Source organism: Enterobacter cloacae complex sp. HYC033_NIDB, from assembly GCF_056673335.1.
The window spans coordinates 4871353-4889125 of the sequence record NZ_CP115123.1; the positions used below are offsets into that span (position 1 = coordinate 4871353).

Consider the following 17773-nt stretch of genomic DNA (forward strand, 5'->3'; position numbering starts at 1 on the left):
GGCTCCTACAACAGAATGTCGGCAGACTTGCCGAGCAGCCAGATAACGGCAACCAGCAGCACCACACCCACCACCACAATGGCCCCGAATTTGGTCCAGGTGGCTTTCTCATTGCGGACTTCGGTGAAGGTGTGCAGGGCGGCAATGGCAACGTTGATAAAGGCAACGGCCGCCACGACCAGCCCCCCGATAACAATGCCGTCCTGCAGGTAGCCCTTGATTTGTCCGGACAGCCCGCTTCCGCCTCCGGATTCAGGCGCTTCAACGCTTGGCAAGTCCGCAAAGGCCGGTTTGCAGGTGAGCCAGCCCAGGAGGGCAAGCGTACCGGCGCGGGTCAGCGTACGACTGGCGAGACGGCGCAGGCGGGCAACAACAGACTCAGAATGGTGCATGGAATTCATCTCCTGACTTAACGTTCATAATCGGGTTAACTGGCAAACATCCAGATACACACAAGCAACAGCAGCACGGTGCGGACGGCAAAACGCCCCAGGGCCGCGTCCCGCACTTTGGTGTTACTCCAGCCGGTCCAGACATCCGACAGCGCCCACGCGGCCCATAAAAAAAGAAATGCCAGCAGTGCCCCGATGCAGAGCAGATGAAGGATGTTCACATCAAGACTGCCGGAGCCGGCTTTAAACGCGTTCGTTTGTTCGGATGTCATGGGCATCAGGGCCGCTCCCGCCGGTAATTACCGGCCACATAAGACGGGTCACGCGGTTGCGCGCGGGAGGGCTCCAGATAGCGGTCAATGCCGCTGCGGATGGTGTTGAGATCGGATGTGGCCTGACGGTAATCAAAGAAAAAGCGGCCACGGTCAGCCGGGTCGGCCTGTGCAGCCGCCACGCGGGCCCGTTCAAGCGACGCCTGAACCTGGTCCAGCTGACGCTGAACAGACGCAAGCTCGTCTTTCTCGGATGCCTGTGCAGCAGCTGATGCCAGAAAGGTCAGCAATACCAGGCCAGTGATGCCCGGGACACGACGGTTGCGCCGCATGGCCGGACGATTTGAGTTCATACGCACCTCCAGAAGGATTAAGGGGTGCGGACAGGATGCGGAAGAGGGAGCGTCGGGTCAGCGATAAACCCTAAACAGGAATTTCAAAATTAATTGCAGGTCAGTGCCGGTGGCAGGTTTAGCTGTAAATAAAGGTTCATTGTGATATTAAGAAAACTCAACGGTAAACAGAGGGAAAATGAAAATGATGAAGACTGTTCTGAAGGCCACGTTAATCACTGCACTGATTACCGGCCCTGTTCTTGCGGCCGACGGTACTGGCAAAGTCCAACTTTCAGACCTGCATTTCGCCACAGCAGCAAATGGTTTGCAGCAAATTGAAGGCACGGGAACAAACGTGTCAGGTGGGCCTGTGAAGACTGTAATTGTCAAATTCAACTTGCTTCAGAATGGGGCAGTAATAGGAAATACGGCAGCGATGGCTGAAAATCTGGAGCCGGGTCAGCAATGGAAGCTACAGGCACCCTACGACAGCATAACCAACAAGCCAGACAGCTTCAAAGTGACAGAACTGACGGTATTTAATAACTGACACTGACGCGCCAGTAACAGTGGTTTCATGGCTTGTCTGCTGACGGCAGGCGCGCAAAACAAGTTTTGCACGCCTCCGTCCAGCCCTGATTTAAAGATACTTCTTGAATGAGGCAGTGGTCACGGTCACGGCGATACCCAACAGGACAGCCGCCGGCAACAACAGCAGATTGGGGTAGACTGCAGTGGGCCAGGAAAGGTACAGCATGGCGGGCACCACGGCTGCCGGTTTGACCAGTTTCTTGGCATGGTGATAGACAAAAGAACTTTCATACCCCGCCCCGTAACGCCGCAGATCACGCCGCCCCAGCCCCTCAACCAGGGCCACCACCACGACCAGCACAAACAGCGGGACGGACAGCACCAGGATGGTGACGCGTACCAGTGTGATAATGCTTATCCATACCGTGGCCAGCAGGTATTCACGCAGGTAGCCGGCAAGCCAGCCGCTCCAGCTGTTGATTTCCCGCGTGACTGCATTGTCACTGTGCATCTGGTGCGCATACTGCTGCCGGACCCAGTCAAGGAAGCCACTGTCCACAAAGGCCCACTGATACGCGGTGCTAACCCAGCGCACAACCGTCACCGATGGCTCAGACAGCAGCAGGCTGCGGGTGAACTCTGTGGACAGCCACCCCAGCTCGGTGTTCATGACCGCTTCACTGTGCGCCGCCCCGGCTTCCGGCCAGAAGAAGGCGATGCCGATATATTCAATCAGCAGGCTCAGCAGCAGCGAGGACAGCACCACGCCCACCAGGGCCCATGGCCAGCCCCAGAGCAGATTATACAGAATGCCGTGCTTGCGTTCCGGCAGCGTCTGCTGCTGTGGGGGACGTTTTACCTCAGCCATTCGCCCCTCCTGTGACCGGCACGTTCAGGGCCGGGCCGTCCCGCCACCAGGATTCGCCGCTGTGATAGCTGCGCCGCATCTCCTCCGCTATTTTCTCAATACTTTCCGGCATCAGCACATCATCAGCATCCCCGGCAGGCAGCGGCATGCGGATTTTCCACAGTTGCCCTCCTTCCAGCAGGGCAAACGCCTGCCCTTTTGGTAGCGTCACGATATCGGCCGGCTCCAGTAGTGGGACTTTTACCGTCCCGACGCGGTCCTGGGTGCTTGAGGTGAAGTCCTGGTCTGCATTGACATCCGCCGTGTCCTGGTGCCCGGAGACCAGCGTTTTGGTGTAAATCTCCACCTGCGGCAGCTGCGTGGTCAGCAACTCGGCGGTGCGGTTCTCCCTGACGCGCAGCATAATCAGGTTGTTAAAGTTACCCTGTACCTGGGCCGTCTTGGCCGCATTCCCGATGCGTGCCTCAATATCAGAAGACGTCTGGGTATAGGCCGTCACCTGCATGCCGGCACCGCCCCCTTTGTTGATGAGAGGAATAAACTCATACCCCATCAGCTCGTTAAACTCATCGCAGTGCAGGTTAATCAGGGACTTCCCTTCTTTCCCGCCCGGCAGGCCCGCATTGATACCGTGTTTATAAATGTGCCCGGCCACACTCACCAGATCGGCGAACATGGAGTTACCGACCGCGCTCGCCACTTCACTGTCACTGAGCGCATCGAGCCCCACATACACCACGGCTTTTTTACGGATGATCTGTTCCCAGTCAAAAATCGGCCGCGTGTCGTCAATGTCCTGATAATCCGGCGACAGCAGCTCGGCGGTCTTGCCGGTGGTCAGTTTTTCCAGCAGCGGCAGCAGCGACGCCACGATTTTGTCAAAGTAAGTACGGTCATAACGTACCGCTGACCGCAGCCCGTCAAGGATGGGATCATAGAGTTTTTTACCCTCTTCTGAACTCAGGGCAACCTCAATGGCCCAGATACGTAAGGCATCCGGCTGACCCTGCATGTTACGGGGCACGTCGTCCTCTCCCAGCACCTGCTGATTATTCTCAATCTGCGTCTGCAGAGCCGGCAGCTGCGCCTGGATGATTTTTTCCGCATAGCGGATATAGAGATCGGCGATATTGTTCACGTAGCGCATGATCAGCGTGTAGTCAGGGCGCTCACCCAGGGCGACCAGCGCACGGGCGATGATGTTGACGAACCGCCAGGCAAATTCGCGAAATGCCGCGCTGTTCCCCTCACCCGACAGCTGACCGGCCACGCGGGACGCCACCTCTGACACGCGACCAAAACGCCCGACGGCATTATAACGGGCTGAAATTTCAGGCCAGCCAAGATGAAAAATATACAGCTTGTCCCCGCGTCCGGCCCGGTGGGCCTCTGCCCAGACGCGTTTCATCAGGTCTGCGTCGCCTTTCGGATCAAACACGATGGTGACTTCACCCCGCCGGATATCCTGGGTGACCAGCAGCTCTGCCAGCCGGGTCTTCCCGACGCGCGTGGTGCCGTACACCACCGTATGGCCAACGCGCTCCCCCAGAGCCAGGGTGACGTCTTTTTCGTCGGGCTCGATGCCGTGCAGCGCCGGATTGCCGCCCACCGGTGGTAATGGCCGCACCGGGTTCAGCGGCGTATCGGCACTCAGCAGCTTACCCAGCCAGGGCAGACGGTGCTCTGTCATCATTTCGAGCTGACGCGCCCCCAGGTAAAAGCGGTTTGGCTGCAGGTAACGGGCCACTTCAGGGCGCAACGTATCCTGCAGCCGCTGGGTGTGTTTCTGCGTCCAGCGGAACCCCCGGCCTAGAAACAGGCGACGATGACTGACGGGGATCTGTTTAGTACTCATGACATAGCGCGGCAGGCGGCGGAGATTCCGGCGGTAGCGAATAATCTTCATCCCCTGATGCGTGCGGGTGACGGCCAGCGCCGCAAACCCGGCTGCGGTGACATAGCTGACAGACGGAGCCAGAGCGACAGCCCAGGGTGCCTGCACACAGACATACGCCGCCATGCCCGATACCACGGCGGTATTCAGCTCAACGGCCGGACGCAGCAGGGCCTCAATGACGTAACGGTTACTCATCGTCTGCCTCCTTTATAATTTTACCGTCGGCTATACGGATATACGTTCCCCTCCCGGCACCGGCTTCCCTGCAGGAAAGGGAGTGGTAACGCAGGGCATCCGCCAGTAAGCGCCAGAGCACATACAGAACATTCGACAGGATGAAAAAAATGATCCATACAGCCCGCAATGACAGCAGGTAATTGTTCGCCGCGGTTTCTGTGGAGACGGCAGTGACGGTACAGGCTGCCGGCTTTGCATCAGGCGGAGCCGCATTATCAGGCGCCGGGCATTCCTCCCACATGTAATGTCCGGGCGGCGCGGTGCGCCATGCCGTTGCCTCCTTCTGCAACTGGTCGTTCAGGTCACTGACCGGATGGCCGAAAACAAGCCAGGCGAGCAGGTAGACACCGCCGAAAGCGGCAGGCACGAAAACGGCATGACGGAATAAACAGAACACAAGCCACAACGCGTAACGCAGGCTGTTCAGGAAGATGTGCATAAAAGATTCCTCAGAGATACTGCCGGACGTCCTGACCGGCGAGAATGGCCAGCAGGCGTTGCCCGCTGATGATGCGCAGACGCGGTGACGCCGTGCGAATGGTGCGGCTCATTTTTCCGGTACGGCCCGTGTGGATAAACAGCCCCCGGCGGCCGGACTGCAGGAGAAGCCGGTCGAAGTCCTCAACATGTGCGGGGGAAACAGCACGACTGTACCGTTTGGCCTGGATAAGCCAGTGCTCACCGTCAATGATGACCTGACCATCAAGGCCGCCGTCACCGCTGTAGGAGGCATTGCGCACCACGGTCAGCCCCTGGCGTTCAAAGGCAGAGAGCAACAGCTCTTCAAAGACATAGGGACTGACTTTGCGCAGATAGCTCAGACGCTGCCCGTCTCCCGGCAGGCGGGTCAGTTTATCCAGTACCCGCCCCGCCGTTGCCCGGTATCGCCGGTGACGGCGGGTGCTGGCTTTCTCCCGCCGACGCAGGTTCAGAAAGGCCATCACCACCAGGAAAAGGACAACCAGTATGACCGCCCCGTAAGGGTGCGCCATCAGCAGACCGTTGATATCTGGCGCGCTCATCACGGCTTAACCTGCTGCGTCAGGCCGGTATCGGTGATGAGTACCGGATAATGCGCAATCTGCAGGCGACGGGCCAGTTCGCTGCCGGAAGCCGGGGCCAGGCTGACACCGGGTGCCAGCTCGCGCAGCTCGCGCACGGTATCCATGTCTGTGACGTTGACTATCATCCCGGCCGCATGCTGTTCAGCCAGCGCGCCGGCATTGGCTTTCAGCCATTCACGGGACAGAGCATCATCCCCGATCAGAAACAACGCCCCAATGCCGGGCAACTGCAGCGGCCGGTCTGCTGTATTCCCCGGGCTCAGTTCAGGTGTGTTAACGGGTAACATACCCGCCATCCCGTCAGCCAGCGGAACACCGTGGTCCGGCTGGCGTGAAGGCTGTACGTCACTGACGCCGGGCATGCCGGGCTGTTTATTAACGGCCTCAAAATACGGCGCAGCATCTTCACCGCCCAGATCAGCAATCACATTCAGTTCAGCATGGCCGGTCAGGGGAAGGAGGGTAAACAGCAGTAAGGACAGCGTTTTCATCAGGGTTATCTCCCGGGTTCAGTCCAGACGAAGCCTGGATCGGGGGTGAGCGCAGCAACCGAGCGGGGCGCTTCAGCTGCCGGCGCAGAAATGCGGGGTGCAGGGCTGATTTTTGCCAGATGCCCTCTCACAATGGCGCGGTAACGTGCAGCAGGCTGACCACCTGCGGGATGGTGGTAGCAGCCGGCCGCATCCAGCCAGCTGCCTGGCTTACGCGCCCAGCACTCACGCAGAATGGTGGCGGCGGCGTTCAGGTTGGTGTAAGGGTCAAACGCATCCCACGTCGAGGCAAAATGATGACCGTTCCAGCCCAGATTGACCTGGGCAATACCGACATCGATGCGCTTAAGCGGGTGACGCTTCATAAAGACCTGCAGCGCCTGCCAGGCCTGCAGGCGCGTCTCATAGCGATACCCTTTGCCTGCCACATTGATGGTCCAGGGCCATGGCCGTATTCCGCGGGGAAGTTTGCGCGAAGACTCGCTCAGTGATACCGAGTAAAGCGCTTCGGGGGGCACGCCGTGCGCCATGGCCACGCGGACGTAACCCTCCGGCACCGTCTGGTCAGCATGGCCGTCAGGGACGGCCGCCATCAGTAAGCCCAGCGCCAGCGCGCCGGTCAGAATGCTGCGATTGCCCATTTACCGTCTCCCGCCTGCTGCAGTAAAACCGGCATCAGGCCGTTACCAAAGCGCATCCACCGGCCGCCGTCGTGGTTAAGCGTGATCTGGCGCTTGCGGACCTTTTCCACGGGAATGTGATGGTCCCGCGCCCAGCTGCGAAGCGCATCATCACTGCCCTGGCTGTCGACCAGATAGATGTCCACCGGCCGGTTGTCAGCCAGCACGGCAGACAGTTTCGCGTCGCAGGTTGCGCAGTCTTTTGACCTGACGAACAGTGCCAGCCGGCCGCCACTGTCGTGCGCCACGCCGGAGGCGTTCCCCATATTGACCGGCAGTGTGCCCGGATACAGGCGCTGCCAGGCCGCGTTCACCTCACGCTGGAAATCAAGCTCTTTCTGGGTGCGGGCAAACTCTTCCTTCACCCACTTTTCAGCAAACTTACGGCGCTCTGCCGGCGTCTGCGCCTCGATACCGAGGGTGGAAAGCGGATCGAGACCCGGCGACTGGGTACCCCGGGGTCCCTTCATCAGCTGCTGATAACGCTGATAATCGTCGGCACTGAGTCCCCACTGACCGGCCTGCTGCTGCAGGTTTTGCTGTGCGGAGTCCGCCCGTTGTGTTGATTCCTGTCGGCTGACATCCGTCTGTCCTGATGTGGTCGCGGCCAGGGTCAGGGGACTCAGCAGCATGGCGGCTAAAAAGGTGTGTTTCAGTTTCATCATTCGCTCCGTTATTCTGCTCTGAGCACGGTCAGGCGGCCGTTAACCCGAAACGTCGCCTCACCATAACCGGCACTGACCAGCGTCCAGCCGGCAACGGTTTCGCCCTCTCCGACCAGGGCCACCTGCGACAGGCTGCTGTAGCCCCGGGGCGCGATGGCAGCCCAGGACTCTGCCCCCCGCTTCTCCACGCCCGTCAGCACAAAAGGCGCATTGCGGGCCACGCGAAGGGACGGAGCAGCACGACGTGTGTCAGCGGGACGGGGCTTTTTTGCAGCAGGCGCGTTTTTTTTGACCGGTGCGGCGACAGGTGCGGCGGGTGCGGGTGCCGGCTGTGATTTCAGCGCTGTCAGCTGCTCAGTCAGCGCACTCAGGCGGGTTTCCAGCCCCTGCTGGGCGTCCTGAAGGGTTCGCAATGACTGACGCACGGCGTCGTCGCTGCCGGCCTGTTTCGCAGCAGCGCTCAGCTCCTGCTGCATCTCACCAAGTTTTTTCCGGGTATCCTGCAGGCCGGTTTTGAGCGTGGTCACATCTGACTGCAGGGCCGCGACTGTCTCAACAGTGGCCGCTGTACTGCCCTGAGATTCAAGGCGTGCAAGGCGTTCATCAAGGTTCGATATGCCCAGACTGAAGGCGGTGTAGCCCAGCGCCAGAATGCCGGCCAGCGCCACACCGCTGGCAGCGCCCCAGATGAGGCGGCAGCGGGGACGCCAGCTGAATCTTTTACGAGCCGGAGCGGGGTCAGTATGGAATGGTTGCTGTTCGCTCATTTTCTCAGAAACCCTCCGCTGACAGGTTTAACGGGTACTGACTGAGGGGCGCTGATGGCCGGTTGTGACACGGCGGACGGCGCAGGCGTGGACCAGCTGCTGACCGGCGGCGGAAGCTGGGAGACCGGCAGCTGGTAGCCGTCGCGCAGGCTGTGGCAGACCACACGCTGTACATCATCCACCTCAAGCTGCCAGGCCGGACCGGCCAGGACCTGCAGGGCAGTACGCAGGCGCATCGGGCCCAGCTGGTACTGAACCGCCGGCAATGCCTGGCGGTAAAGCACGCCGTTGGCGGAGCCTGTCGCGCACAGGGAATAACCGGACTGGCGCAGGGCGTAACGCAGCGCATCCGCCACGGTAGGATGCAGGGATGACGGGATACGGATATCAATAATCTGGGAGAGAGGGTCACGCTGGGCCGCCTGCGGATCGGTGCTGACCAGCAGATAACGATCGTAGCGCACCACTTCCGGCGTCCGCGCATACTCGTCCGGAGAGACCGGCTGAACGTTGCGGGTGACGGTGGTGCCGGGTGTCGGGTCGGCAGGCGCACGCTGTTGCAACTTTTGCGGCTGGGAAACACAGCCCGCAAGGAGCAGCAGGGGAAGAACAGTGGCAAGCCTGCCTGGTGAAAATACGTTGTGAGAGGTGTTACGTTTCATCCGGAATTTTCCTGTACAGTGATAAAACAGCCCTCACTGTGCGGAATCGGTCCGGTTTCACTCAATTAACAACTGATTTTCCGTTGATGAAAAAAAACGCCACCCGAAAGGATGGCGTTGCGGTGAAACAGACAGTAATCAGTCCGGGTAAAACTCGTTACTGAGAATAGTATCTGTTGTCCAGATGCTGTCTTCAGGAAAGATATCCAGACCTATGCCGGTTTCTTTGGAAGCATCGGCGCGGGCGTCAAACCACACATCCGCAAGCCATTCAGGATCAGAAAACGCGCTTTTCAGGCTCGGCGTCTTGTTCAGACGTCGTACAATCAAATCACGCTGACCTTTAATGGTTAACTCCCAGCTTTTACCTCGATGGGTTGGCTGAAACTTCCATTTAAGAAGGTGGGCCAGTAAGACAGCCATACGGCTGGCCAGCTCACGCTTTTCACTTTTGCCCACGTCTTCAATCTCCTCGGCGATGTTCTCAATATCAATCTGACTGAGCTTTCCGGCACGCAGTAAAGCTGCCTGTTCACTGGCCCAGGCAACAACGTCTGAATCGTAACGTGCTCCCATACAAGCCTCCGTTAGTCAAAAAGTGAAGAAACCGCCAGAACAGATATGCTCCGGGGATAACATAAGATGCAACATAAAAAGTTGCTTCCTGAAGTTTGTCAGAGACAGTCATAACAGTCAAAGCTCCATTAATTCAGAGGGCGTGAATTGCCACTCTGGAACAGTCATACCCGAATCCAATGAACGGTATATCGTCATCGAAGTCCATCGGTGGCGCACCGGCACTGCTGCCGGAGGCCTGGCCACTGTGAGTCGGTCCTGAAGGTTGCTGAGGCTGCCCCCAGTCATTCCGGGAAGACGTATTCTGTCCGCTGCCGGACTGGCGGCCGCCAAGCATCTGCATGGTGCCACCAATATTGACCACCACCTCTGTGGTGTATTTCTCCTGGCCGGCCTGATCGGTCCATTTGCGTGTGCGCAGCTGACCCTCGATGTAAACCTGGGAGCCTTTGCGCAGATATTCACCCGCAATTTCTGCCAGCTTGCCGAAAATAACCACCCTGTGCCATTCGGTCACTTCTTTCTGTTCGCCGGACTGCTTATCGCGCCAGCTCTCAGACGTGGCCAGAGAAAGGGTGGCAACTGCACTGCCGTTGGGAATATAACGAACTTCAGGATCCTGGCCGAGGTTTCCGACAAGGATAACCTTGTTAACGCCGCGTGAGGACATAATCATTTCTCCTGTAAGGAATAAAGAAACACCCCGCGAACGGGGTGTGTCAGGTGCGCATCAGAATGAGTTTTCTGCGTAGTTTTGTTGTGCGGCAGAGCCATTCTGCGGCGGCACGGAGTCAGATTTTTCAGTCTTGTAAACCATTTCCTGGCCTATTTTGATCCAGTCCACCTTTATCAGGCGGGCTTTCAGACTGACGCGCTGTTCGCCGGCATGGTCGCCTTTGTTCAGCGTAAATATGTCCGTGGACGGGTTACTCAGGTTAAAGCCCAACAGGACTTTCTTGTCTTCATCGACGGCTTTCTGGCAGCGGGCGATAAGGCTGGTTGCCTCTTTACCTGCGACAGAAATGTCAAAACGGACGTAGGCCGGATTATCAGTCGGACCACTCAGTGCATTTATTACGCAGCTGAGGAACGAGCCATTCTGATGGTTAACCTGGCGGATGTTGCTGAGATACCCGATGCCTTTGATAGTCAGGTTGAAGTACTCAGATTTTGCAGATGCAGAAGTATTGTTTGCAGACATGATGTTTTCTCCATGGAGGTAAAAAAAGGTACGGCGGAGAAACCATCTGCCCTGACGGGAGTGGTTTCCCGTCGGGGGTCAGGATCGGTTGAATCCTGAGAGTCTGGTATGTTGAAAGGACCTCAATCACTGTGCAGTGATATCCGTTTCCAGAGGTTAAACGGATTTACCACCCGAAGGTATCCTCTCTCAGGCTGCGAGGATTTTCCGGTCACCCGAAGGTGTTTCTCTCAGACCGGTGAAACGTTAGCTGGCAGTCACCCTAAGGCGTTTCTCTCAGACTGCTGAAACTTTAGCTGGCTGTGAAAAACAGCGGTAAGCACTGTTGATTTTTAAACCAAACAAGCCTGGTGTCAACCCATAAAACCAGAAATGAAAACGGCGCTGCATATGCAACGCCGTGGGGGCTGTACCAGACCTTAATGTATCTCACTACTCCGGGGATCCGTTCCCGACGCGATTTTCACGGAGCGCATGCGTCTTACAGTTCCTGCCAGATGTGCGATGGCAGACCGTCGTGCCGGTTGCCAGATTAATCCCGTTAAAGTTAAGCTGGCTGCCTCCGGCAAAGGGGTACATATCGAAGCGTAGTCACATTAGCAGAACCCGGCCCGGGGTTGTACAGTGAAATAACTCATCACTGTGCGGATGATTCTGTTTTTGTCCCTGATGCTGCTTTTTTGCGCTTTGTGGTCTTTTTCCCGTTGGTGTTAATAATACCTTTGCAGTCTGGGTAACGCACGCAACCCCAAAAATCTCCTTTCTTACCTTTGCGTTTACGTGTGGGCCCTTTGCATAACGGACAAGGGGGCGTGACGGGAGCGGTGATTTTCACACTGTCCTGGCGGCCTTTTTCGACAAGGTGACGGGTCCACTGCAGCTGCTTTTGCATAAAGACCGCAAGCGACATTTTCCCCTGCGAAATATCATCCAGTGCCTGCTCCCATAATGCGGTCATGCCCGGGCTCGTCAGCGTTTCCGGCAGGGCCGCAATCAGCTCCCGGGCCATCTGCGTTGAGTGGATGTGCTTCCCTTTTTTCTCCAGATAGTGTCGTTTGAAGAGGGTTTCGAGTACTGCCGCACGCGTCGCCTCTGTGCCCAGACCTGCGTTATCACGCAGCACTTTCTTGAGCTTCGGGTCACTGACGAAACTGGCCGCGTTCTTCATGGCAGCAATCAACGTCCCCTCCGTGAACGGTTTAGGCGGACTGGTTTTCATATCTTTAACCTCAGAACCGGTGACAGCGCAAATATCCCCTTTTGCCAGCGCCGGCAGCGCCATACTGTCACCGTCGACGTCCTCTTCATCGTCATCTTTTTCAGCCTGGAACAATGACTTCCAGCCCGTCACCACACCGACTTTCCCGCGTGTACGGAACAGCTGACCACCGATATTGAAAGACGCCTCCGTCACGTCAGATTCCTGCAGCGGAAGGAACTGGGCGAAATAATGCTGGCGAATCAGATGGTAGACCTTCAGCTCATCGGCGCTGAGGCGCGACAAATCAAATGCCTGTCGGGTGGGAATGATGGCATGGTGCGCGGTGATTTTCTTGTCATTCCAGACACGCGAGACAAACTTCCTGTCCAGCTGATTCAGTACCGGGGCCACAGCGGGATCGGATTTTGCCACTGCCGCCAGAACGTCGGGTATTTCCTGCTGCATCGAAGTTGGAAGGAAACCGCAATCTGTCCGGGGGTAGGTGGTCGCTTTGTGGGTTTCGTAGAGGGATTGGGCAATGGCGAGCACATCATTTGCGCCCATGCCGAACTTTCGGGAGCAGACCTGCTGAAGGGTGCCCAGGTCAAAACAGAGGGGGGCCGCCGTTTTTTCCCGCTTCTGTGTTACCTCCAGTACCACAGCCCTGCCCTGCTGCTGACACAACTGCCCCACCGCCCGGGCGGCCTGGGGATTGATGCAACGCTTTTCCTCATCACAGTACTGCTCAACGGGCACCCAGACTGCCCGGAACCGGACGCCCTCTTTTTCAATAAGCGCATGTACCTGCCACCAGGGCTTTGGCACGAAGGATGTGATTTCATTATCCCTGTTAACCACCATAGCAAGCGTCGGCGTCTGTACCCGCCCGACGGACAGCACTTCTGACACCCCTGAGTCACGGGCCTTAAGGGTATAAAGACGCGTCAGGTTCATGCCAATGAGCCAGTCCGCCTGGCTCCTGCCCTTGCCGGCATCATACAGCAGGGCTGTTTTTTCCCCCGGAAGAATACTGCTAAGTGCTTCCTTCACACTGGCCTCATCCAGGGCTGACAACCAGAGCCGGCGTACCGCGCCACTGTAGCGGCAGTATTCCATCAGCTCACGAGCGATCACCTCGCCCTCGCGGTCGGCATCGGTTGCGATGACCACTTCAGACGCCTTTTTGAGCAGCTTACTGATAACGGTGAACTGCGATTTTGTCTGCTCTTTAACGACCATTTTCCAGGCCTCAGGCAGCACAGGCAGAACATCGGCACGCCATGGCCTGCCATACTGCTCGCCATAGGCTTCAGGGCTGGCAGTTTCGAGTAAATGGCCGACCGCCCAGGTCACAACGATGTTACCGCCGCTGATAAATCCCTGCTCACGCTTGCTGATACCCAGCACGCGGGCAATATCCTTTGCCTGGGAGGGTTTTTCACACAGAAAGAGTTGCATGTGTTGCCTCCCGCATCAGCGTTTTTCACCCGCCGCAACAGCGCGGACATCATTCATCAGCTTCGTGACGCCGGACCCGGCCAGACGCTGTGATGATGATGAGCGATAGACAACATAGAGCCTGCTGCCGGACCCGTTTTTCTCGATTTCGATATCCAGGTGATCACGTCCGTTCCAGTCGGAGCCCATTTTGTAGTAGCTGCCCGGCATGGCGTCCCAGACGGGATGCGCATCATCTTCTGCCGCCGCTTTCCAGTCCCCGTCATTTGCGGCCTGCCGCAGTGCCTCAAGCTCCTGTGTGGAGATAAATTTGTAATGGCGCTTCAGGCGGGCCGCCGCGGTATCCACATCGACCGGCACGGAGAACGTTTTATCGACGGACTGCATGGCCTGTTGCCCCGCCGGGCTCATCAGCGGCATCCCGCCACTTTCTCCGCTGTCGTTGCCGCCTAACGTTTTTGTCAGGTTCGCAGCGGTATCGCTGACCTGTTTATTAATCGCAGCCCAGTCCGTTGTTGCGCATCCGCTCAGTAAAAAGAAGGAGGTGAGGAGGAACACAGGGCGAATCATATTATTTCTCCTCCTGAACGGCTTTTCTCAGAGGTGGAGAAAAGGAAGAGCGTTTCTTACCAGTAAGAATGTCAGTATCGGGCATGCCCAGTTTTTCTATTGCCTGTTGTGCTTCTTTAGTCTGGATTGCTATGTCAGCACGGTTAACCTTGACGGTTCGATAAAGGCGTAGCACACCATATACTTTTCTGATTAAGTGAGCGCAATGGCTCAGTAGTTCATCGCGACGGTTGCGGGATATGAGACCGTAATGAGCCGCCTGGAATGCTTTAAGGGCCATCTGGTCATATCCGACGAGTACCCATACACATCTGTAACCCAGCGGAGAACGACTGTATACGCCTATATTAAGTGGAGACGAGGAGGCAATGTCAGAAAATGAAACAGCAGGGGGAACTGATTTCAATATGACCTCAAGTTCTTCTACCCGGCTTTTGATATGTTCTCCAGCTTCATTCAAAAGCGTTTCAACCCTGAACATCGCCTCATCTGCCCATGGGTTATCTGCCAGGGAATCCTGATAAATAATTCCTGAGCGCTTAATAGCCTGGGGCATACTCATGATGGCATGCTTAACTTTCTTTACACCCTCCTTCGCCTGAGCCTGCGGGCGGCCTTCCCAGAGACGGATAGCATAGTTTGAGTGGATCTCGATTTTCAGGGAGGATGTGAGTCCGCCCGGTTTATCGCTTCGCGTTTCATTTTCAGTGGTCATGAAATCATCTCCTGTAAGATCCCGGTCAGGTTCGACCTGAGTCAGTGATACTCTTCAGGCAGGAGCTTGGGGACAACTAGAAACCAGATCCCTAATCTCGGAAATTCACTTATATGGCTTCATAGCGGGCTGGCTCAGGGCGTTGAAGTAGTCAGTTATATAGAATGACACCTCAAACTGCTTAAAAATCAAAAGATAAAATCCTTTCATGTTTTACTCAAACCAGACCCATACAGTGCTGTACATTTTTTATCCGCCGCTGCCACTCGCAGCACTGTTTGCTTTTTAACCACTGCTGCCACTCGCAGCACCGATTACTTTTTAACCACTGCTACCACTCGCAGCACCGATTGCTTTTTAACCACTGCTGCCACTCGCAGCGGTGGTTGTTTTTTAACCTCCGGTTCTAGAAGTAGCTATCTATCGTTTAGCTTTCTACGAATATCTCTAACCAAATTTCGTATGTTCTCTTCCGATACAGGATGGACAGAAGAACGTGGTTCTGGCTTCCACAGCTGTTGTTCAGGACGCTGAGCATTTTTTTGCACGGCACTCTCAGGCGAATCATCAGCCTGACGGGGCGCGTATAACCTGCCCTCACGGGCCTTTTTCATTACGGCCAGCAACCAGCCAACCGGGTTGCTGAGCTGCTGGCGTGCCATCACCTTTTGCAGGCTGAGCAGCACAAGTTGTGCCTGTTCTTCAGGCAGCGCCTGCAGCTGGGCGGTCAGCATGGCAATATCTTCTGCCGGCACAAGTTCATGCAAACTGTCGGGAAGCACAGGTTTACCCGGTACGTACGTATTTTTATTCACACTGTGTGTGATACTACGTACGTAATGGTTCGGTTTCCGAACCCGGTCATAACTGCCTGTTTTTACTGGCAGTACGGATTCCGAACTCAGTGAATTGTTGTATCTTTCTGGGCTGAGTTCGGTATCCGAACCCTGTTTTTTAGCGATGATTCCTGGCCGTTTATGACTGAGTTCGGTTTCCGAACCCGGTGCGGGACGGGGTATTCGGTGATGATGTTTCGCCATCTGGCTGGGCGTCTGTGGGCGGTCCAGACGCGATTCGATCAGCGCAAGATGGCTGCGATAATGGCGCATGGTGGGGTCGTTTTTTATATCGTCGAGCACTTCGCGGGCGGTCTGGCTGATAGTCCGGTTTTTACTCAGGCAGGCATCCGCCACCGTATCAAGGAAGCGGGGGTCGAGCGTTTCCGCATCGCTGAACGTCAGGGGCTCATCGTGCTGAGCATAGATATTCCCCCGCACCCGCCCTTTATCATCCCGCACGCGTTTACAGAGGCTGAGCCAGCCGGTTATTCGTAGCATAAGCAGGACGCGGCTTACCGTTTCCCTTGAGGCTTTCCCCTTTCCGGGTGAGGCAAGCTGCAGTTGCAGTTCGTCATAGCTGGGGAAAACTGCCCCCTCATTATTTTGTGCATACAGCCGGATCATCATCCAGCCCATCTTGTCCAGTGGTGACAACCGCGTGTCGAGCAACAGCCGGCGGGGAATGGAATCATGCACATTTCCGGTAAACAGCAGGCCGTTACGTATCCTGCCATCATCCCGCCGGGGTCTGGCCGCAAGGCGGGCATTCATTTTATCCAGCGTATAAGCAATCAGGCTTTCTGCAGGCAGACTCATTATTTTTCCTTTTCGGCCGCCATCACGGCCGTTCTGAACTGTCAGTATGCTTAGTAATGCACCCGCGTACGGGTGCAGGGTAAACAGGCTGTCATGCTGCTATTTCCGTATGGCGCTGTTATAGCGTTCGTGGCTGAGAAGAAGCCATGTCCGGCCTTCGTTGCGACTCAGCAAACGCCAGAACGGGCCGAGATCGATTTTGTAGTAACCGCAGCCTTTCTCATCGAGCCGGGTGTAATTACGCGCCCCCTGCCGGAAACGGCGAACCTGACGTAACGCCTTCTGACAGCATTGCGGCGGCGTACCATGGGGAGCCCGCAGGCCCGGCGCAACCATCCTGTATTTCATGCCGTCTTCCTTACCGGCATTCGTGCCGGAGAAGGCTGCCGGGTTTTGTGCCAGCCGCGGACGGCATGCCAGACGGACGTCAGCGAGACGTTCATCTGTTCTGCAGCCAGCATCATTACGTCCAGCCCGTCAGCACTTTCCGCATCTTCAACGCCGGACTTTTGCCACTGACGCCACAGGGCGGCGTTTTCCTCATCACCCAGTGCGTTACCGCGCCCCGGCCGGACATCGATACCGGCAATACGACGGCGGGCCGCCACGTCCGTACTGGAGAGCCCGAAGTAATTGGCCATCAGTTCAATGGAGCCGCCCAGCGCCAGCGCCCGATCGATACGCTGGAGTCGTTTCTGTTCCGTCCGGGCCTGCTGCAGCATGCGCACCAGATTGCCGTGATTGATGCCCACACTGATGATCGACACCTCACTGCCGGAAAGGTAGTGAAGCTCTTCGAGCGAGAGCCCCTGCAGCATCTGCATTTCCTCGCGGTTCAGTCCCAGCGATTCGCAGCGGCGCAGATAGCCACTTCTGAGATCCATAACCAGCTGCATCAGCAATCCGTTGGCAGCCTGAGATAAACTGTTCATCATTCCCCCTTAATCCTGACGGTAACCAATGGCTGCCGGACCCCGGCCGCTGACACCATGATGAATACGGGCATTTTGTCCGGCTTCATACCCCTGATAACGTGCTGTATCCGCCCCGCGGCAGGCTTTCAGTTCACGGGTTGTGACTGTTTTCATACTGCGGCTTTCCAGCCAGTGGCTCATCACCTGCTCCTCCTCGCTGCTGATGTCAGTTGCCGATATCACCTCACGCACCCCACATACCCAGCCGTCACGGAACTGCTCCGCTCTCGCCCGGCGTGTGGCCAGTTTCAGCCGCTTACTCTGGGTTTTGAGATAAGAATTTGTGGCATCTTTCAGCTGGCGCGTCAGCACATCAAAGGCATAGGCTGCTATCTCAGGTTTTTCACTGAATCCGTAAAAGGTTACCGAACGGCGATACCCGGCAGAGGTCTGACGCCATGAGTAATAAGCGCGGCAGCCAAAGGCATGACAGACGCCCCGGACAAGGGTCACCATCCATTCCGGAACTTTTTCAGCATCCGAAGGGGCCGTGCGGGAAGACGCCTCGCGCACAGATGTAAGACTGGCGTCAAGCTCGCTGATACCGTATCTGGCCATCAGC

General features: G+C 56.8%; 23 protein-coding genes. 1 reads left to right on the forward strand and 22 read right to left on the reverse strand.

From position 1 onward, the window contains the following. Window positions 1–5: 5 nt before the first annotated feature. The 3 genes from O1721_RS23360 to O1721_RS23370 are packed head-to-tail and all read right to left on the reverse strand — an operon-like array spanning window position 6 to window position 1017. Window positions 6–392, reverse strand: coding sequence for a TIGR03745 family integrating conjugative element membrane protein (locus tag O1721_RS23360; RefSeq protein ID WP_006785968.1), 387 nt, complete (start codon window positions 390–392; stop codon window positions 6–8). Window positions 393–427: 35 nt separating this feature from the next. Next, entirely contained in the window at window positions 428–670 is a 243-nt protein-coding gene (locus O1721_RS23365) for a TIGR03758 family integrating conjugative element protein (protein ID WP_003029734.1), read from the reverse strand. After that, window positions 670–1017 (reverse strand): integrative conjugative element protein, RAQPRD family, encoded by a 348-nt coding sequence (locus O1721_RS23370; RefSeq protein ID WP_006785967.1) that lies wholly within the window; start codon window positions 1015–1017, stop codon window positions 670–672. Before O1721_RS23370 ends, O1721_RS23365 begins: the two co-directional genes overlap by 1 nt. Window positions 1018–1201: 184 nt before the next feature. Here O1721_RS23370 and O1721_RS23375 point away from each other — a divergent pair, with 184 nt between their 5' ends. Beyond that, window positions 1202–1549, forward strand: coding sequence for an FxLYD domain-containing protein (locus O1721_RS23375; protein WP_016808262.1), 348 nt, complete (start codon window positions 1202–1204; stop codon window positions 1547–1549). Between the two features lie 90 nt (window positions 1550–1639). Here the strand turns inward: O1721_RS23375 and O1721_RS23380 are convergent, their stop codons facing one another. The 19 genes from O1721_RS23380 to O1721_RS23470 all read right to left on the reverse strand — a co-directional run. Beyond that, window positions 1640–2398, reverse strand: a complete 759-nt coding sequence (locus tag O1721_RS23380; RefSeq protein WP_006785966.1) for a TIGR03747 family integrating conjugative element membrane protein — start codon at window positions 2396–2398, stop codon at window positions 1640–1642. Next, window positions 2391–4490, reverse strand: coding sequence for a type IV conjugative transfer system coupling protein TraD (traD, locus tag O1721_RS23385; RefSeq protein WP_006785965.1), 2100 nt, complete (start codon window positions 4488–4490; stop codon window positions 2391–2393). Before traD ends, O1721_RS23380 begins: the two co-directional genes overlap by 8 nt. After that, window positions 4483–4971 (reverse strand): hypothetical protein, encoded by a 489-nt coding sequence (locus tag O1721_RS23390; RefSeq protein WP_006785964.1) that lies wholly within the window; start codon window positions 4969–4971, stop codon window positions 4483–4485. The genes traD and O1721_RS23390 overlap by 8 nt, the downstream gene beginning before the upstream one ends. Before the next feature lie 10 nt (window positions 4972–4981). Next, on the reverse strand, window positions 4982–5554 hold the full coding sequence (locus O1721_RS23395; protein WP_006785963.1) for a restriction endonuclease: 573 nt from the start codon (window positions 5552–5554) through the stop codon (window positions 4982–4984). After that, entirely contained in the window at window positions 5554–6087 is a 534-nt protein-coding gene (locus O1721_RS23400) for an integrating conjugative element protein (RefSeq protein WP_006785962.1), read from the reverse strand. The genes O1721_RS23395 and O1721_RS23400 overlap by 1 nt, the downstream gene beginning before the upstream one ends. A gap of 5 nt (window positions 6088–6092) precedes the next feature. After that, complete coding sequence (locus tag O1721_RS23405; RefSeq protein ID WP_006785961.1) at window positions 6093–6728, reverse strand: lysozyme family protein; 636 nt, start codon at window positions 6726–6728, stop codon at window positions 6093–6095. Then, on the reverse strand, window positions 6707–7429 hold the full coding sequence (locus O1721_RS23410; RefSeq protein WP_006785960.1) for a TIGR03759 family integrating conjugative element protein: 723 nt from the start codon (window positions 7427–7429) through the stop codon (window positions 6707–6709). Before O1721_RS23410 ends, O1721_RS23405 begins: the two co-directional genes overlap by 22 nt. An 11-nt stretch (window positions 7430–7440) precedes the next feature. Next, window positions 7441–8199 carry a hypothetical protein gene (locus O1721_RS23415; protein ID WP_020899224.1) on the reverse strand — a complete coding sequence of 253 codons (759 nt, stop codon included), beginning with the start codon at window positions 8197–8199 and terminating at the stop codon, window positions 7441–7443. Continuing rightward, on the reverse strand, window positions 8196–8861 hold the full coding sequence (pilL2, locus tag O1721_RS23420) for a PFGI-1 class ICE element type IV pilus protein PilL2 (protein ID WP_006785957.1): 666 nt from the start codon (window positions 8859–8861) through the stop codon (window positions 8196–8198). Before pilL2 ends, O1721_RS23415 begins: the two co-directional genes overlap by 4 nt. Before the next feature lie 138 nt (window positions 8862–8999). Beyond that, window positions 9000–9437, reverse strand: coding sequence for a DUF29 domain-containing protein (locus O1721_RS23425; protein ID WP_006785955.1), 438 nt, complete (start codon window positions 9435–9437; stop codon window positions 9000–9002). Window positions 9438–9570: 133 nt separating this feature from the next. Next, window positions 9571–10107: a single-stranded DNA-binding protein gene (locus O1721_RS23430; RefSeq protein ID WP_006785953.1), complete on the reverse strand. Its 537-nt coding sequence runs from the start codon at window positions 10105–10107 to the stop codon at window positions 9571–9573. A gap of 60 nt (window positions 10108–10167) precedes the next feature. Beyond that, the gene (locus tag O1721_RS23435) at window positions 10168–10638 is read right to left on the reverse strand and encodes an STY4534 family ICE replication protein (protein ID WP_006785950.1); all 471 of its coding nucleotides are present in this window, start codon (window positions 10636–10638) and stop codon (window positions 10168–10170) included. A gap of 637 nt (window positions 10639–11275) precedes the next feature. Further along, window positions 11276–13297, reverse strand: a complete 2022-nt coding sequence (locus O1721_RS23440; RefSeq protein ID WP_006777725.1) for a DNA topoisomerase III — start codon at window positions 13295–13297, stop codon at window positions 11276–11278. A 15-nt stretch (window positions 13298–13312) separates the two neighbouring features. Continuing rightward, complete coding sequence (locus tag O1721_RS23445) at window positions 13313–13867, reverse strand: hypothetical protein (RefSeq protein WP_006777724.1); 555 nt, start codon at window positions 13865–13867, stop codon at window positions 13313–13315. Between the two features lies 1 nt (window position 13868). Beyond that, window positions 13869–14582: a PFL_4669 family integrating conjugative element protein gene (locus O1721_RS23450; RefSeq protein WP_010615557.1), complete on the reverse strand. Its 714-nt coding sequence runs from the start codon at window positions 14580–14582 to the stop codon at window positions 13869–13871. Window positions 14583–14998: 416 nt separating this feature from the next. Next, window positions 14999–16237, reverse strand: a complete 1239-nt coding sequence (locus O1721_RS23455; protein WP_006777723.1) for an STY4528 family pathogenicity island replication protein — start codon at window positions 16235–16237, stop codon at window positions 14999–15001. A 99-nt stretch (window positions 16238–16336) separates the two neighbouring features. Then, window positions 16337–16585: a ParE family toxin-like protein gene (locus O1721_RS23460; RefSeq protein ID WP_004115572.1), complete on the reverse strand. Its 249-nt coding sequence runs from the start codon at window positions 16583–16585 to the stop codon at window positions 16337–16339. Beyond that, window positions 16582–17172: a DUF2857 domain-containing protein gene (locus O1721_RS23465; RefSeq protein WP_032646920.1), complete on the reverse strand. Its 591-nt coding sequence runs from the start codon at window positions 17170–17172 to the stop codon at window positions 16582–16584. Before O1721_RS23465 ends, O1721_RS23460 begins: the two co-directional genes overlap by 4 nt. A gap of 6 nt (window positions 17173–17178) precedes the next feature. Further along, on the reverse strand, window positions 17179–17773 hold a 595-nt coding region (locus O1721_RS23470), incomplete at its 5' end, for a DUF7168 domain-containing protein (protein ID WP_479953473.1).

Bases quoted from the DNA above. Each gene is read 5' to 3' on its own strand.
- O1721_RS23360 (WP_006785968.1), bottom strand. From the start codon at position 392: ATGCACCATTCTGAGTCTGTTGTTGCCCGCCTGCGCCGTCTCGCCAGT.
- O1721_RS23365 (WP_003029734.1), bottom strand. From the start codon at position 670: ATGCCCATGACATCCGAACAAACGAACGCGTTTAAAGCCGGCTCCGGC.
- O1721_RS23370 (WP_006785967.1), bottom strand. From the start codon at position 1,017: ATGAACTCAAATCGTCCGGCCATGCGGCGCAACCGTCGTGTCCCGGGC.
- O1721_RS23375 (WP_016808262.1), top strand. From the start codon at position 1,202: ATGATGAAGACTGTTCTGAAGGCCACGTTAATCACTGCACTGATTACC.
- O1721_RS23380 (WP_006785966.1), bottom strand. From the start codon at position 2,398: ATGGCTGAGGTAAAACGTCCCCCACAGCAGCAGACGCTGCCGGAACGC.
- traD (WP_006785965.1), bottom strand. From the start codon at position 4,490: ATGAGTAACCGTTACGTCATTGAGGCCCTGCTGCGTCCGGCCGTTGAG.
- O1721_RS23390 (WP_006785964.1), bottom strand. From the start codon at position 4,971: ATGCACATCTTCCTGAACAGCCTGCGTTACGCGTTGTGGCTTGTGTTC.
- O1721_RS23395 (WP_006785963.1), bottom strand. From the start codon at position 5,554: ATGAGCGCGCCAGATATCAACGGTCTGCTGATGGCGCACCCTTACGGG.
- O1721_RS23400 (WP_006785962.1), bottom strand. From the start codon at position 6,087: ATGAAAACGCTGTCCTTACTGCTGTTTACCCTCCTTCCCCTGACCGGC.
- O1721_RS23405 (WP_006785961.1), bottom strand. From the start codon at position 6,728: ATGGGCAATCGCAGCATTCTGACCGGCGCGCTGGCGCTGGGCTTACTG.
- O1721_RS23410 (WP_006785960.1), bottom strand. From the start codon at position 7,429: ATGAAACTGAAACACACCTTTTTAGCCGCCATGCTGCTGAGTCCCCTG.
- O1721_RS23415 (WP_020899224.1), bottom strand. From the start codon at position 8,199: ATGAGCGAACAGCAACCATTCCATACTGACCCCGCTCCGGCTCGTAAA.
- pilL2 (WP_006785957.1), bottom strand. From the start codon at position 8,861: ATGAAACGTAACACCTCTCACAACGTATTTTCACCAGGCAGGCTTGCC.
- O1721_RS23425 (WP_006785955.1), bottom strand. From the start codon at position 9,437: ATGGGAGCACGTTACGATTCAGACGTTGTTGCCTGGGCCAGTGAACAG.
- O1721_RS23430 (WP_006785953.1), bottom strand. From the start codon at position 10,107: ATGTCCTCACGCGGCGTTAACAAGGTTATCCTTGTCGGAAACCTCGGC.
- O1721_RS23435 (WP_006785950.1), bottom strand. From the start codon at position 10,638: ATGTCTGCAAACAATACTTCTGCATCTGCAAAATCTGAGTACTTCAAC.
- O1721_RS23440 (WP_006777725.1), bottom strand. From the start codon at position 13,297: ATGCAACTCTTTCTGTGTGAAAAACCCTCCCAGGCAAAGGATATTGCC.
- O1721_RS23445 (WP_006777724.1), bottom strand. From the start codon at position 13,867: ATGATTCGCCCTGTGTTCCTCCTCACCTCCTTCTTTTTACTGAGCGGA.
- O1721_RS23450 (WP_010615557.1), bottom strand. From the start codon at position 14,582: ATGACCACTGAAAATGAAACGCGAAGCGATAAACCGGGCGGACTCACA.
- O1721_RS23455 (WP_006777723.1), bottom strand. From the start codon at position 16,237: ATGAGTCTGCCTGCAGAAAGCCTGATTGCTTATACGCTGGATAAAATG.
- O1721_RS23460 (WP_004115572.1), bottom strand. From the start codon at position 16,585: ATGAAATACAGGATGGTTGCGCCGGGCCTGCGGGCTCCCCATGGTACG.
- O1721_RS23465 (WP_032646920.1), bottom strand. From the start codon at position 17,172: ATGATGAACAGTTTATCTCAGGCTGCCAACGGATTGCTGATGCAGCTG.